The 13529-nt window shown below is 67.4% G+C and carries 17 protein-coding genes; 10 read left to right on the top strand and 7 right to left on the bottom strand.

What is annotated here, in order from left to right; all coding sequences use genetic code 11:
- The first annotated feature begins 119 nt into the window (after positions 1–119).
- Entirely contained in the window at positions 120–2120 is a 2001-nt protein-coding gene (gene thrS / locus SPI01S_RS15705) for a threonine--tRNA ligase (RefSeq protein ID WP_066724546.1), read from the top strand.
- A gap of 39 nt (positions 2121–2159) precedes the next feature.
- Here thrS and SPI01S_RS15700 read toward each other — a convergent pair whose 3' ends face one another.
- On the bottom strand, positions 2160–2855 hold the full coding sequence (locus tag SPI01S_RS15700; RefSeq protein ID WP_066724543.1) for a hypothetical protein: 696 nt from the start codon (positions 2853–2855) through the stop codon (positions 2160–2162).
- A 226-nt stretch (positions 2856–3081) separates the two neighbouring features.
- On the opposite strand from SPI01S_RS15700, the gene infC reads away from it, so the two are divergent.
- Both infC and SPI01S_RS15690 read left to right on the top strand, forming a co-directional pair.
- Entirely contained in the window at positions 3082–3618 is a 537-nt protein-coding gene (gene infC / locus SPI01S_RS15695; RefSeq protein ID WP_029623153.1) for a translation initiation factor IF-3, read from the top strand.
- A complete protein-coding gene (locus SPI01S_RS15690; protein WP_066724532.1) occupies positions 3618–4502 on the top strand; it encodes a glycoside hydrolase family 16 protein in 885 nt (294 codons plus the stop codon). Before infC ends, SPI01S_RS15690 begins: the two co-directional genes overlap by 1 nt.
- A 21-nt stretch (positions 4503–4523) precedes the next feature.
- Here SPI01S_RS15690 and SPI01S_RS15685 read toward each other — a convergent pair whose 3' ends face one another.
- A complete protein-coding gene (locus SPI01S_RS15685; RefSeq protein ID WP_066724585.1) occupies positions 4524–4841 on the bottom strand; it encodes a 2Fe-2S iron-sulfur cluster-binding protein in 318 nt (105 codons plus the stop codon).
- 63 nt (positions 4842–4904) lie between these two features.
- On the opposite strand from SPI01S_RS15685, the gene SPI01S_RS15680 reads away from it, so the two are divergent.
- The 3 genes from SPI01S_RS15680 (at position 4905) to SPI01S_RS15670 (ending at position 7289) form a co-directional block, all read left to right on the top strand.
- On the top strand, positions 4905–5528 hold the full coding sequence (locus SPI01S_RS15680) for a DNA-3-methyladenine glycosylase family protein (protein ID WP_066724530.1): 624 nt from the start codon (positions 4905–4907) through the stop codon (positions 5526–5528).
- A 264-nt stretch (positions 5529–5792) separates the two neighbouring features.
- Positions 5793–6560: a hypothetical protein gene (locus SPI01S_RS15675; RefSeq protein WP_157084739.1), complete on the top strand. Its 768-nt coding sequence runs from the start codon at positions 5793–5795 to the stop codon at positions 6558–6560.
- A 27-nt stretch (positions 6561–6587) separates the two neighbouring features.
- Complete coding sequence (locus tag SPI01S_RS15670; RefSeq protein ID WP_066724526.1) at positions 6588–7289, top strand: hypothetical protein; 702 nt, start codon at positions 6588–6590, stop codon at positions 7287–7289.
- 48 nt (positions 7290–7337) lie between these two features.
- Here the strand turns inward: SPI01S_RS15670 and SPI01S_RS15665 are convergent, their stop codons facing one another.
- The 3 genes from SPI01S_RS15665 to SPI01S_RS15655 form a co-directional block, all read right to left on the bottom strand.
- Positions 7338–7619: a DUF3297 family protein gene (locus SPI01S_RS15665; protein WP_066724523.1), complete on the bottom strand. Its 282-nt coding sequence runs from the start codon at positions 7617–7619 to the stop codon at positions 7338–7340.
- 15 nt (positions 7620–7634) lie between these two features.
- Positions 7635–9275: an FAD-dependent oxidoreductase gene (locus SPI01S_RS15660; RefSeq protein ID WP_066724520.1), complete on the bottom strand. Its 1641-nt coding sequence runs from the start codon at positions 9273–9275 to the stop codon at positions 7635–7637.
- A gap of 68 nt (positions 9276–9343) precedes the next feature.
- On the bottom strand, positions 9344–9709 hold the full coding sequence (locus tag SPI01S_RS15655; protein WP_066724518.1) for a hypothetical protein: 366 nt from the start codon (positions 9707–9709) through the stop codon (positions 9344–9346).
- Between the two features lie 125 nt (positions 9710–9834).
- On the opposite strand from SPI01S_RS15655, the gene SPI01S_RS15650 reads away from it, so the two are divergent.
- A complete protein-coding gene (locus SPI01S_RS15650) occupies positions 9835–10248 on the top strand; it encodes an EVE domain-containing protein (RefSeq protein WP_066724516.1) in 414 nt (137 codons plus the stop codon).
- On the opposite strand, the gene SPI01S_RS15645 is transcribed toward SPI01S_RS15650, so the two are convergent.
- Positions 10142–10759 (bottom strand): hypothetical protein, encoded by a 618-nt coding sequence (locus SPI01S_RS15645; RefSeq protein ID WP_066724513.1) that lies wholly within the window; start codon positions 10757–10759, stop codon positions 10142–10144. The two genes, SPI01S_RS15650 and SPI01S_RS15645, sit on opposite strands and share 107 nt — an antisense overlap.
- Positions 10760–11096: 337 nt before the next feature.
- Here SPI01S_RS15645 and SPI01S_RS15640 point away from each other — a divergent pair, with 337 nt between their 5' ends.
- A complete protein-coding gene (locus SPI01S_RS15640) occupies positions 11097–12197 on the top strand; it encodes a hypothetical protein (protein ID WP_157084737.1) in 1101 nt (366 codons plus the stop codon).
- 75 nt (positions 12198–12272) lie between these two features.
- On the opposite strand, the gene SPI01S_RS15635 is transcribed toward SPI01S_RS15640, so the two are convergent.
- On the bottom strand, positions 12273–12623 hold the full coding sequence (locus SPI01S_RS15635; RefSeq protein ID WP_066724507.1) for a carboxymuconolactone decarboxylase family protein: 351 nt from the start codon (positions 12621–12623) through the stop codon (positions 12273–12275).
- Between the two features lie 67 nt (positions 12624–12690).
- Between SPI01S_RS15635 and SPI01S_RS15630 the strand changes: the two genes are divergently transcribed.
- Entirely contained in the window at positions 12691–13002 is a 312-nt protein-coding gene (locus tag SPI01S_RS15630) for an ArsR/SmtB family transcription factor (RefSeq protein ID WP_245653623.1), read from the top strand.
- Positions 12999–13526: a rhodanese-like domain-containing protein gene (locus tag SPI01S_RS15625; protein WP_066724504.1), complete on the top strand. Its 528-nt coding sequence runs from the start codon at positions 12999–13001 to the stop codon at positions 13524–13526. The genes SPI01S_RS15630 and SPI01S_RS15625 overlap by 4 nt, the downstream gene beginning before the upstream one ends.
- The last annotated feature ends 3 nt before the right edge of the window (positions 13527–13529 follow it).

Genomic DNA, 13529 nt, shown 5'->3' with positions numbered 1-13529 from the left:
ATGGCCGCCGAAATGCGATCCCCATCCCCTTTTCGGCAGCGCTTGCCTATATCGGCCTCACGCGGGCATAAGCCGCGCTCCGTTTCCCACCCAACAGAAGGGTTCTTCCCGTGTCCGAGATGTTCCGCATTACGCTGCCCGACGGTTCCGTCCGCGAGGTAGCCCCGGGGACTACCCCGGCGGACATCGCCGCGGCGATCGGTCCGGGTCTGGCCAAGGCGGCGCTCGCCGCGCGCGTCGATGGCGAGCTGCGCGACATCGGCCGTCCGTTCGAGGGCGACGCGAACCTCGCGCTCGTCACCGCCAAGGACGAGGCCGACGCGCTCGAGCTCGCGCGCCACGATTATGCGCATATCCTGGCGGAAGCGGTGCAGCACCTGTTCCCGGGCACGCAGATCACCTTCGGCCCGTCGACCGACGACGGCTTCTACTATGACTTCGCCCCCAAGGACCGCCCCTTCACCGAGGAGGACCTGCCGGCGATCGAGGAGGAGATGCGCCGCATCATCGCGCGCGACGAGCCGCTGATCCGCGAAGTCTGGTCGCGCGCCGACCTGATCGCGCGCTGGACCGCGCAAGGGGAAAGCTTCAAGGCCGAATGGGCCAAGGAGCTGCCCGAGGGCGAGGAACTGACCGTCTACCGCGCCGGCAAGGGCGAGGACGCCTGGCTCGACATGTGCCGCGGCCCCCACCTCGCCTCCACCGGCAAGGTCGCGGCGGATGCCTTCAAGCTGACCCGCGTGTCGGGTGCCTATTGGCGCGGCGACCAGAAGAACGCGATGCTCAGCCGCATCTACGGCACCGGCTGGCTCAACAAGAAGCAGCTCCAGGAGCATCTGACCCGCCTGGAAGAGGCCGGCAAGCGCGACCACCGCAAGCTCGGCGCGGAGATGGACCTGTTCCACCTCCAGCAGGAGGCGCATGGCTCGGTGTTCTGGCACCCGAACGGCTATGTCATCTACCGCGTGCTCGAGGATTATATGCGCCGCGCGGTCAACGGCGCGGGCAGCAAGGAAGTGAAGACCCCGCAGGTGATGGACGCGCGCCAGTGGGAGCAGTCCGGCCACTGGGGCAAGTATCGCCAGAACATGTTCGTCATCCCCGACGAGACGCCGAACATCGAGGACGAGGGCCCGATGGTGTCGGACGACGTCCAGTGGATGGCGCTCAAGCCGATGAACTGCCCGGCGCACGTGCTGATCTTCAAGCAGGGCATCAAGTCGTATCGCGACCTGCCGATGCGGCTGGTCGAGAATGGCTGCTGCCACCGCAACGAGCCGCACGGCGCGCTGCACGGTCTGATGCGCGTCCGCCAGTTCACCCAGGACGACGGCCACATCTTCTGCCGCGAAGACCAGATCGTCGACGAGGTGAAGGCGTTCTGCGCGCTGGCCGACCGGGTCTACAAGCATTTCGGCTTCACCTATGCGATCAAGCTCGCGCTGCGCCCCGAGAAGCGGTTCGGCACCGAGGAAATGTGGGACATGGCGGAGAACGAGCTGCGCGACGCCGTGGTCGCCGCCGGCCTCGCCACCCCCGAATATGGCTGGGAGGAACTCCCCGGCGAAGGCGCCTTCTACGCGCCGAAGCTGGAATGGCACCTCACCGACGCGATCGGCCGTACCTGGCAGGTCGGCACCATCCAGTCGGACCGGGTGCTGCCCGAGCGACTCGATGCGAGCTACGTCGGCGAGGACGGCGAGCGCCACCGCCCGGTGATGCTCCACCGCGCGATCTTCGGTTCGTACGAGCGCTTCATCGGCATCCTGATCGAGCATTTCGCCGGCAAGCTGCCGACCTGGCTCGCGCCGGTGCAGGCGGTGGTCGCGACGATCGTGTCCGACGCCGACGACTATGCCCGTGAGGTGGTGGCGAAGCTCCAGGCCGCGGGAATCCGCGTCGAGAGCGACCTGCGCAACGAGAAGATCAACTACAAGGTGCGCGAACACTCGCTCGCCAAGGTGCCCAACCTGCTGGTCGTCGGCAAGCGCGAGGCGGAGGAGAGCACCGTCGCGCTCCGCGTCCTCGGCAGCCAGGGCCAGACCATGCTGAGCCTGGACGAAGCGATCGCCCGGCTGAAGGCCGAGGCGCTGGCGCCGGATCTGGCCGCGGCCGAGTAACGGACTGCGGGCGGCACCCCTGGGCGCCGCCCGCCCCCTTCAGAAGCGGTACTTCAGCCCGACCTGAAGGATCGGGTAGACCTGATAGTCGTTCGCCGAATCCTGCAGCTTCTGCCGCTGCTTGGCGAGTTCGTCGCGGTAGGTAGCCCCTGCTACCGTCGGGTCGGTCGCCAGCGTGCCGTTGGACGTGAAGTCGCGGATCCGCACCGCGCCCTGGAACAGCGCGCCCGCCTCGACGGTGAAGGCCAGCCCCTTGCGCAGCTTGCCGCCATAGCCGAGCGTCAGTTGCGGCGCGAATTCGCGCAGGTCGGCGCGGCCGGTGATGGTGCCGATCTGCGCCGGCGTGAATACCAGGCTGCCGATCCGGGTCGGCCCATTGGGCGTGGCGCGGACATTGCCGTCGGTGCCGTTGTAACGCGCACCCGCCGAAATGCGGACCCCCCCGCCGAACGGATAGAGGTCGACGATCGCACCGACCGACGAAAGCCCGGCACGGCCCTCATAGTCGATGCCGCCCGAGCTGAAGCCATGATCCAGCCCCAGAAAGCCGCCATTGGCGCGCACGCCGACATGCTGGTCGAAGCGATAGCCGATTTCCGGCCCCACGCCGAGCGAGCCCGCGGTCACGCCCACGCTCGCCTTGCCCTGCGGATCGTCGCCGGTGGATTGCGCCAGCGCCTGGCCGGCAAGCGTCATCACGGCAAGATACGCCGCCGCACGAAACAGTCGCTGCATGTTGTTCCCCACAAGGCCGGCACGCGGAGATGTCCGCCGGCGCTGCATGGATTATAGACGCCGAAACAGGCACATGGCGGCGGCTCGCGCGAGATTTTCCGTCCATGTTCTGCACTTGCCGCGCAATATCGCAGCGAAATGGTCCGTAGGGGACCTTCTCTCGGGCGCCGGAATTGTCTATATAGGGCGCTGACTAACTACAGGAGCCAGTCTTATACGTTCTCCCATGCCCCGGCGCCCGATGGCGCCCGCGATGCCGCTGAACGGGCCGCGGTTTAACGAATTCATCCAGTCGCCCAAGGTTCGCGTGATCGACCAGGACGGCGAAAACCTTGGCGTGATGTACACGCGCGAGGCGATGGCGCAGGCAGCCGAGGTCGGTCTCGACCTCGTCGAAGTGTCGCCCAACGCCGATCCGCCCGTCGCCAAGTTCCTCGATGTGGGCAAGTTCAAGTACGAGGCGCAGAAGAAGGCGAACCTCGCACGCAAGACCCAGAAGACGCAGGAGATCAAAGAGATCAAGATGCGTCCCAACATCGATGATCACGATTACGACGTGAAGATGCGTAACGTGCTGAAGTTCATCGGCGAAGGCGACAAGGTGAAGATCACCCTGCGCTTCCGCGGCCGTGAGCTTTCGCATGGCCAGCTCGGCATGCAACTGCTCCAGCGCGTCCAGCAGGATGCGGCGGAAGTGGCGAAGGTGGAGAGCTATCCGCGCATGGAAGGCCGTCAGATGCTGATGGTGCTTTCGCCCAAGTGATGCGCTTGCGGCGGTCGTTCGCGGCCGCCGCCGCCTGGTTCCTGCCGGCAGCGGCGGTCGCGCAGACCGCCGCCCTGCCGCCTGTTCCTGCCGCAACCGACGAATCGATCGCCGTGCCGAAAGGCGCGCGACTCGCGTGGGCCGACGAGTTCGACTCCGGCCGCCTGCCCGATCGGAAGCGCTGGGCCTATGACACCGCCCGCAACCGCGAGGGCTGGTACAACCAGGAACTGCAATATTATGCCGCCGGCCGGCCCGAAAACGCCCGGATCGAGAACGGCCGCCTGATCATCGAGGCCCGTCGCGAGCGGCTTGCCGACCAGGCCGACTATGGCGGCCAGGAATACAGCTCCGTCCGCCTGCTCACGCGCGGCCTCGCCAGCTGGACCTATGGCTTCATCGAAGTGCGCGCCAAGCTTGCCTGCGGCAAGGGCCTATGGCCGGCGATCTGGCTGCTCGGCACCGACGGCAAGGCCGGCTGGCCGCGCCTCGGCGAGATCGACGTGATGGAACTGGTCGGCTGGGACCCGCAGACGGTCCACGGCACCATCCACACCGGCGCCTATAACCACGCCCAGCACACCCAGAAGGGCGCGACGACGCGGGTAGCGGACGCCTGCACCGCCTTCCACAGCTATCAGCTCGACTGGAACAAGGACCGCATCCTGATCGGCGTCGACGGGCACGCCTATATGCGCTTCGACAACGACCATCGGGGCGATCCCGCCACCTGGCCGTTCGACAAGCCGCAATATCTGCTGCTCAACGTCGCCGTCGGCGGCTGGGGCGGGATGCAGGGCGTCGATCCCGCCGCCTTCCCGTCGCGGATGGAAGTCGACTATGTGCGCGTCTGGCAGACTGCGGACCAGGCAAAGGGGCGGTGACCTGCCCGCCCCTGCCCGTCCTCAATCCTCGGCGGCGATCCGCACGCGCAGGCCGTCCAGCGCATCGGTGAAGGGCAACTGGCACGACAGCCGCGAGGTGGCGTCGCGATCCGAGGTGCTGTCGAGCAGATCGTCCTCGTCCATGCTCATCTTCGGCAGTTTGTCCGCAAAATCCGGGTCGACATGGACATGGCAGGTGGCGCAGCTGCAGCAGCCGCCGCACAGCGCCAGCAGTTCGTCGAAGCCATTGTCGCGAATCACTTCCATCACGCTGAGACCGGCCTCACCGGTTACCGTGCGTTCGGTTCCGTCACGCGTCACGACCGTAAGCTGGGGCATCTGCATCTCCTTGGTTCGCCGCGTCCATGCCGGTGAACCGGGCCCGTTTCAAGGAGCCAGTATATGGGCCTGACCGCCGACCAGCTGAAGGGGTCGATCGACGCATTGGCCGCGATCGAACCCGCCTTCGCCGCCGCCTTGGAGCGCGCCGGCTATCCCGAGCCGCGCATCCGAGCACCAGGCTATGCCACGCTGCTGCGCACGATCGTCGGGCAGCAGGTGAGCGTGGCCGCCGCCGCGTCGGTCTGGAACAAGCTGGGCGCTGCGCTCGGCGATGCCGAGGATCCCGCACGGCTCGCCGCGGCGAGCGACGAGCTGCTGCGCAGCGCCGGCCTCTCGCGCCAGAAGATGGGCTATGCCCGCAGCCTCGCCGGGGAAGTTACCAGCGGCACGCTCGACCTCGCCGCGCTGCCGCGAGACGACGAGGAAGCCATCGCCGCGCTCACCCGCATCAAGGGTATCGGCCGCTGGTCGGCGGAAATCTATCTGCTGTTCGCCGAGGGGCGGGTCGACATCTGGCCGGCAGGCGACCTGGCGGTGCAGATCGAGATCGGGCGCATCCTCGGCCATCCCGAACGCCCGAGCGAGAAGCAGACGCGGGAATGGTCCGAGGCCTGGCGCCCGCACCGCGGCGCCGCGGCGATCTTCGCCTGGCACCACTATGGCATGATCAAGAGCGCGATCTGAACGCTTTGCCGCCCCCCTCCTGAGGGTAGGGTTATCGCATTTGAGCCCCGGGGGATGTCGGCGCCTCCAAAACCATCGTCATCCCGGCGAAAGCCGGGATCCATTGCCCTGAGCGCTGAGGGAAAGAACCGTCCCTTCAGCGCCAATGGATCCCGGCTTCCGCCGGGATGACGGCATTCTTTGGCCATATGCGATTGCCTTGCTCCTGAGCGGAGGAGCGTCGCGCCTTGCAAATGTGCCTGCCCGCAATCGCAAAAGATGTAGATGAACGATTGCAAAGCACGACAATTTGCTTTGGGCCGTCTCCAACTCATGCGACACTTCCTCGACAATAGAACGAGTCAGGAGGGGATCATGCAGGCACGTAAAGCACTGACGCATCTCGCGCTGATCTTTGGATTGCTGCCCGCCACTACTGCCGTGGCCCGGCCCGCATCGGAAGAACCGAGCACGACCGAAAAGCTGCGGCTCCTTGCGGAGTTCACCGACTGCGTCACCGCGCAGAAGTCCCGGCAGCCTGCCATTCAGGCGTTTCTCCGCACGATCCCTGATCGGCCGGGCTTCGGCGAAGCCGGCTTGAAGGCGGCCGACCTCACCTGCCTCAATCGCGCCGCTGCGCGGATGCACAGCAAGATCGAGATGCGGCTCCAGCCGAACAGCTTCCGCGCTGCGCTGTACCCGTCGCTTTACCGACGCGAATTCGGCAAGACCGGCCCGGTAGCCGGGCTGAAGGCCTTGCCGCCGCTCCTCCTGTCCGACGAGTTCGACGGTGATGCGGCGGAGTTGCCGGGAGACTTTATCGCCAGCCGCCTGTTCGGCGATTGCGTCGCCCGCGAGGATAGTGCCGACGCCCATGCGCTGCTGCTCGCCCAGCCCGGCAGCGCGGAGGAAAGCGCGGCGATCGACGCTCTCAAGCCCGCCTTCACCGCTTGCATCAAGCAGGGGCAGACCATCAGCCTGACTCGCGCCGCCGCTCGCGCGACGGTCGGTGAGGGGATGCTCAAGCTGTCGCGGGCAGCGGCGGCACGATAGGACGTGGAGCGGGGATTGCTTCGAGCCATGGGGAACGGAAAGGCCGTGTTTCGCTATGGCATGCGCCTGCTCGCCGCCCTCGTCTCGCTGGCGCCCGGCGCCGCACTGGCGCAGTTCGTGCCGCCCGCCGGCTATCCCGGCACGCCCGGCCCGGCCGTGGCCGAGCCTGCGGAACCCGGCCTGCCACGTCTGGAGGCGCTGGATCGGTCTGCGATCGGGCAGCGCATTCGGATGCTCCCGGGCTATGCCAATGCGGCGCACGCACTTGCCAAGGTGGTGGGCGCCTATACCGTCGCCGAAACCCGCCGCGCGCGCTTCGTCGACGCATGGGGGCTCGGCTATCTGCCGCTCAATCTCAAGCGCAGTGACGGCACCTGCTTCGCGCTGGGTGCGGACTATGTCGGCGGCACGCTGTCCAATGCCCGGCTCCGCCCGATCGGCTGCGATGCGCGGCGGATCGTCGAGAAACCCGGCGCCGCGCCGCCCGAGGGCTCGGCGCTCCGCCATGTCGGCACGCGCTGGAGCTATTCGGCGTGGTTTGACGACAAGGCAGCGGAAACGCTGGTCACTCGGCCCTGGCCGAAGACCTTCGAACCGTTCTTCGCCATCCGGATGGAGGTGTTCGCGATCGCCGCGATGAACGGGCCGGACTGGCCCGGCGGCAATGTGACGCTGGCCGGACGTATCGACGGACGGCTGACGATCGTGGTCCTGGACGTCCGCTACTGAGGGAAACGGGCGGGGCGGCCTGAACCGGCCCGCCACCGCCACGCGGGATCAGCCCTCGGCACTGTCCGTGTCGGTCTCGGCCGCCGCTTCGCCGCCGCTCTGGAACCAGGCCTCGACCGGGCCGACCAGCTTGATCGTCAGCGGGTTGCCCTTGCGATCGGTCTTCTTGCCGAGCGCCACGCGCACCCAGCCTTCGGAGATGCAATATTCCTCGACATCGCGGCGCTCGACGCCCTTGAACTTGATGCCGACGCCGCGCTCCAGCAGTTCGCGGGTGAAATAGGGGCTGCTCGGGTTGACCGACAGACGATCGGGAGGGGTATCGCTCATGCCCGGCTCATGCCGTCATTCGGCCGCGGGTTCAAGATAGCGGTGGATCGCGGAGACGACCACCGATCCCTCGCCCACGCCCGACGCGACCCGCTTCACCGATCCGGCGCGCACGTCGCCCACCGCGAACACGCCGGGCGCCGACGAGCAGAAGAAGGTCTCGCCGCTGCCCGTGCGCACGAAGCCGCCGCCGTCGAGGTCGACACAGCCCTCCAGCCAATGGGTGTTGGGCACCGCGCCGATCATCACGAACAGCGCGCCCATCGCGCGGCGCTCCACCGCACCGCTCCTGCGATCGGTCCATTCGAGGCCGGTCAGCGATCGCGCTCCCTCCAGCGCGGTGACTTCGGTGAAGGGGTGGAGCGTGATCTGGTCCGATGCCTCGATCCGGTCGATCAGGTAGCGGGACATGGTCGCGGCGAGCCCGGGCCCGCGCACCAGCACATGGACGTGCGCGGCATGGCGGGCAAGGAACACCGCCGCCTGCCCCGCCGAATTGCCGCCGCCGACCACCACCACTTCCGATCCGGCGCACAGCCCGGCCTCCATCGCGGTGGCGGCGTAATAGATGCCGTTGCCTTCCAGCTCGGCATAGCGCGGCAGGTCGAGCTTGCGGTAGCGCGCGCCCGTGGCGACCACCACCGCGCGGGCGAGCAGGCTGGCGCCGTCGTCGAGGTGCAGCCGCAGCGGCCGTTCCTCGCACTCGATCCGCGTCACCGAGCGCGAGACCAGCAGCCGCGCCCCGAACTTCTGCGCCTGCACCTGCGCGCGGCCGGCCAGCGCCTGGCCGGAGATGCCGGTCGGAAAGCCCAGATAGTTCTCGATCTTCGAGCTCGTCCCCGCCTGCCCGCCCGGCGCCACCGCCTCGATCACGATCGTCTCGAGTCCTTCGGACGCGGCATAGACGGCGGCGGCGAGACCCGCCGGCCCCGCGCCCACCACGGCAACGTCATGGACCTTGTCCGGATCGAGCGCGGTCGCCAGGCCCAGCGCATCGGCCAGCGCGGCATTGCCGGGGTTACGCAGCACGCGCCCCTCCAGCACCACCACCGGCAGATCGGCCGCGGTGAGCGCGAAACATTCGAGAAAGCCCGCCGCATCCGGATCGGTGTCGGTATCGATCCGCCGGTGCGGCAGCGCGTTGCGGGTGAGGAACGTCTCGATTCGCCCCATGTCCGCGCCGTGCCCCGGCCCCGCCAGCGCGACGCCGGCATCGCTGTGCCGCAGCAGGCCCACGCGGCGGAGGATGAAGGCGCGCATCACGATCTCGCCGATATCGGGCTCGGCCGTCATCATCCGGCGAAACGACGCGCGGTCGATCCGCACCACCCGCGTGTCCGCCAGCGCGCGGGCGCTCACCAGGATCTTGCGGTCGTTGAACAGGTCGAGCTCGCCGGTGAACTGGCCGCGGGCATGGGTGTGCACCGGATGATCGTGGCCCTCGGCGTCGGTATCGATGATCTCGATCCCGCCCGACAGGCACAAGAAGAAATCGACGCTGCGATCGCCGCGACGGAACAGCATCGCGCCGCCGTCCACGGCCTCCGCGCTGCCGAAGGCGGCAACGCGCGCCATCATCTCGTCGGTCAGGACCGGGAAGGTCTGGGCGGATCGCGCATAGGGATCGGCCGGGTCGAGCGATTCGGTGGGTGCCATGGCGACACCCTAACGCGCGCAGCGCAGCGCGCGACCCATCTCAAGATATGGTCGCGCGCACGCGCCGTTTAGTCGCAATAGCGGATCAGCACCGGGCGGCCCAGATACGGATCCCAGACCCGTCGCACGTCGCAAACCTCGTAACGGCGATAGCGCGGGTAGTTGTCGCGGTACCAATAGCCGTCGGTCGGGTAATAGCCGCGCTCGCGATAGAAGCGCCGGTCGTAATCATAGCGCCGGTCGTTCGACAGCGCCGCGCCGATCGCGATGCCGGCGATCCCCGCCACCAGCGCCGCGCCCGCCGCATCGCCGCCGCGATCCCGGTAATAATGCCGCCGATAGCGCCAGTCCTGCGCCTGCGCAGGCGCCACGGCGGCCAGCAGGCTCGCGCCCGTGGCAATGCCCAGCACCAGCTTCTTGGCCAGATGGTTCATACTCCTCGCTCCTCACCTCGGGGCGCCGACGAGTCGACCGGCGCCGATGGCTTCCGATAGGCAATCGCGGCTTAATCGGTGCGGAACCGGCTGTTCAGCCGCGGTTTAGCTGGGTAACGGGCGGCATGGCCTATTGGATCCTTCGCTCCGAACCCGATGTCTATGGCTGGGACGACCTGGTGCGCGACGGCACCACCGAATGGAACGGCGTGCGCAACTATACCGCGCGCAACTTCCTGAAGGACATGGTGCCCGGCGACCAGGCGATCTTCTACCATTCCAACATCCAGAAGGCCGCGGTCGGCATCATGGAAATCGTCCGCGCCTGGCAGCCCGACGGCGACGACGGCAAATGGGCGAGCGTCGAGGTGAAGGCGCTGCGCAAGCTCGCCGCCCCCGTCCCCCTGCCCGAGATCAAGGCCGAACCGCGGCTCAAGGACCTCGAGATGGTTCGCCAGTCGCGCCTGTCGGTGACGCCGGTTCGGCCGGAGGAATGGGCGGTGCTGCTGGAGATGAGCGGAACGGCACCGGATCGTTGAGGTCGATCGGCACGCGCTTCGACTTGTCGGGCTTCTTCCTGAACGCCCGGCCGACGCCCTTGCCGGCATCGCCGACCAGCTTGAAGAAGTTGCGCGATTCGCCCGGCTCCTCGCAGCAGCTGTCCGGATCGATGATCTTGCCGATGCCGCGGACCAGCGTGGTTGCCCCGCCGAAGATGTCGACGCCGACCTGACAGCCGCCCACCCGCGCGGCGCACGGCGTGGGCACCGCGCCCAGCGCGCCGATGCCGGTGCGCTCCGGATTGCTCGGAATCGGCCGGTCGGGCGGGCCGCGCTCGCCCGGCAGCGGCAGCCGCGGCGCCTGCTCGCCCTTGCCGCACACCACGACCTGATCGCCGCCGGTCTGGGCGGAGGCGCAGGGGTCCGCCAGCACCGACCAGCGCTGCCCGCCGTTCGCCGCCTGCTGCGGCGCGTTCACCGTGGTGGTCGCGGCGGGCGCAGGCGCCTGATCTTGGGGCAACAGGCCCATCAACAAGGCGGCCAGCAACATGGACGGTCTCCAGGCAAGTTCCGCCTTTTAGACCATCACGTGGGCAAAACAAAAGCCATGCCCGCATCCCCTTCGCATGACCGCCAAAGGCGTGCCGCGCCATGTGCGTTCTCCGCGAAGGGACCGTCGGGCCGGCGCTCGATGCAGAAAAGCCGGACATCTCCGGAAGAAAGTAATTCCTCAAATATGCGATAGCCAATATCCTGGCGGTCATTCCTAGAAATCTGCGGCACCAAGTTCGACAGCCGACGGCGGGAACGATCCACGCCAGTCAATGCAATGTTGCACGACCCCATCATCAAGGCATATTATTGCCATCCGGAGGGGGGGGAGCCTCATGACTGATACAGCATATGCAGAACCGCCGGGCCGTTTTCCGTATCTCGGCAGGATTAGCGCTGGCATCTCAGCTATCCTGCTTTTCGCGATCTGCGCCTCTCCTCTAACGGGCTGGGGTGCAGCGGTCGGGATTAGCTGCTGCATCTTTCTGGCATCGGGCGCCGTCGGTGGAGCATTCGGCTTCCTTTTCGCGGTTCCACGGCTTCTTTCGGAGGGCGGCGAGATGCAGGCTGCGCTCAACGCGTCCAATTCAGTACCCGGCACCGCCGGCTCGACGCGCCTGCTTCGATCTAACACCAATCTGGAGCGCATTTCCGACTGGCTGACCACGATGCTGGTCGGCGTCGGATTGAGCCAGGTGGGCTCTATCAACACTGCCCTCAACGGGTTTCGATCGTTCATTGCACGGAATGCGAAGGTCTTTCCAGAAGCCGCCGGAACCTATTCCGCGGGCACACTTCCCGCGGTAGCGCCGATGATATTGATCTTCGGGTGCGTCGCGGGGTTCCTTGCGTTGTACCTCTATACCCGGATCATCTTGTCGGGCGCCTTTAACCGCGCCGAACGCGATCTCACGAACAGCGAAATCGCGCGCACCCCGGTCGAGGGTCCGGCGCGCCAGGCCCTAGTAGATGCAGCCAAGGCGCTGGCGCCCATCTCGCAAGACCCCGCGATCCAGGCGATCGCCAAAAGCAACAAGGTCTCCGTCAGCAACGGCCTGGACCTGATGCTCAACCTTCTTTATCAAGAACAAGGCTACAAGGAGGTCATAGACCTCGCAGCGCAACTCTCCGCATCCGCCCTGTCGAGCACTGGAGAGTACTGGTTCTATCTCGCAGCCGCCTTTGGACAACAGCATCGGGCACTGCGTGACAGCGGAGCGAGCGCACAAGAGCTATCGTCGGCGAGAGACAATGCACTGGATGCCAGCAGACGGGCAGTGACGATCGACCGCACCTTCGCGGACCGCCTGTGGGCCATTGCGAGTCCCGACAGCTCGGATGATGACCTGGCAGACTTCCGCGATGATGCCGAATTCCGAAGGATCGTGCGCCGCCCGATCCGCTCCCCGAAACGATCCGCCAGATCGAAGCCCTGATGCCACAGGCGAGGATCTCGCCCCGGCTCAGCCGAGCACCAGCCTTGCAGGAGAATCGGGCTGCAGCCGCCCGTGTCAGGCGGCCTCTTCCGCGAACTGATCATAGGCCCGCAGCGCATCGGCGGCGTACATCAGCGCCGGGCCGCCGCCCATGTACACGCACATTCCCAGCACCTCGGCGACCTCGGCCCGGGTCGCGCCCATGCCGACCAGCGCCTTGGCGTGGAAGCCGATGCAGCCGTCGCAGCGCTGGGTGACGCCGATCGCCAGCGCGATCAGCTCCTTCGTCTTGGCGTCCACCGCACCGTCCGCGCCCGCCGCCTTCGCCAGGGCGTGGAATCCCGCCATCGTCTCCGGCGCCAGCTTGCGCAGCTGCGCCGAATAGGCGGAAATGTCCTGGGTGAGCGCGCGATAATCCTTGGCCATGGGCAACTTCCTCTTGATTCGTATATCCATGAATTGATATATCCATGGAATGAACGCAAGCCCCCCCGTGAATCTCCTGATGGAGGCGATGGCGCCCAAGGCCGCCGGCGCCGCCGCCTTGCTCTCCGGCCTCGCCAATCCGCACCGGCTGATGATCCTGTGCGCGCTGGTGGAAGGCGAGCAGAGCGTCGGCGCGCTGATCGCGGCGACCGGCCTCGCGCCGACCTCGATGTCGCAGCACCTGAACAAGCTCCGGCAAGAAGGCATCGTCACCGCCCGGCGCGAGCATCGCACGCTGTTCTATTCGATCACCCACCCCGCCGCGCGCGACCTGATGGCGGTGCTCCACGCCCATTTCTGCGGAAAGGACAACGCATGACCGCGACGATTTCGGCCACCGAGGCCCAGCGCCTGCTCGCCAGCGGCGCGGCCGTGCTGATCGACGTGCGCGAGCCCGACGAGTTCCGGGCCAGCCACATCCCCATCGCCGTCTCGATGCCGCTGGGCGCGCTGCCGGCGCTGCTCGCCGATGCCGATCTGCCGACCGAGCGGGTGGTGATCTTCCAGTGCCAGAAGGGCGCGCGCGGCGGCCAGGCCTGCGCCGTCGCCGGGCGCACGCTCGGTGACCGGGTGCGCAACCTGGAAGGCGGGATCGAAGCCTGGGCGGCTGCCGGGCTCCCGCTGGCGGGCGACGGCGCGCCGCGCGTCTCGATCTTCCGCCAGGTGCAGATGATCGTCGGCCTGCTGGTGCTCGCCGGCACGCTGGCGGGGCTCGCCGGGTTCTCGACGGGCTTCTACGCGGCCGGGTTCTTCGGCGGGATGCTCGCCTTTGCCGGGTTCAGCGGCTGGTGCGGCCTCGGCCTGCTGCTCCAGCGCATGCCGTGGAACCAGGTGGCGGCCTGAGGC

The sequence above is a fragment of the Sphingomonas pituitosa NBRC 102491 genome (genome assembly GCF_001598435.1).
GTDB classification, from domain to species: Bacteria; Pseudomonadota; Alphaproteobacteria; order Sphingomonadales; family Sphingomonadaceae; genus Sphingomonas; species Sphingomonas pituitosa.
The sequence above is the reverse complement of the archived record's forward strand: the minus strand, read 5'-3'. Positions and strand labels throughout refer to the sequence as shown.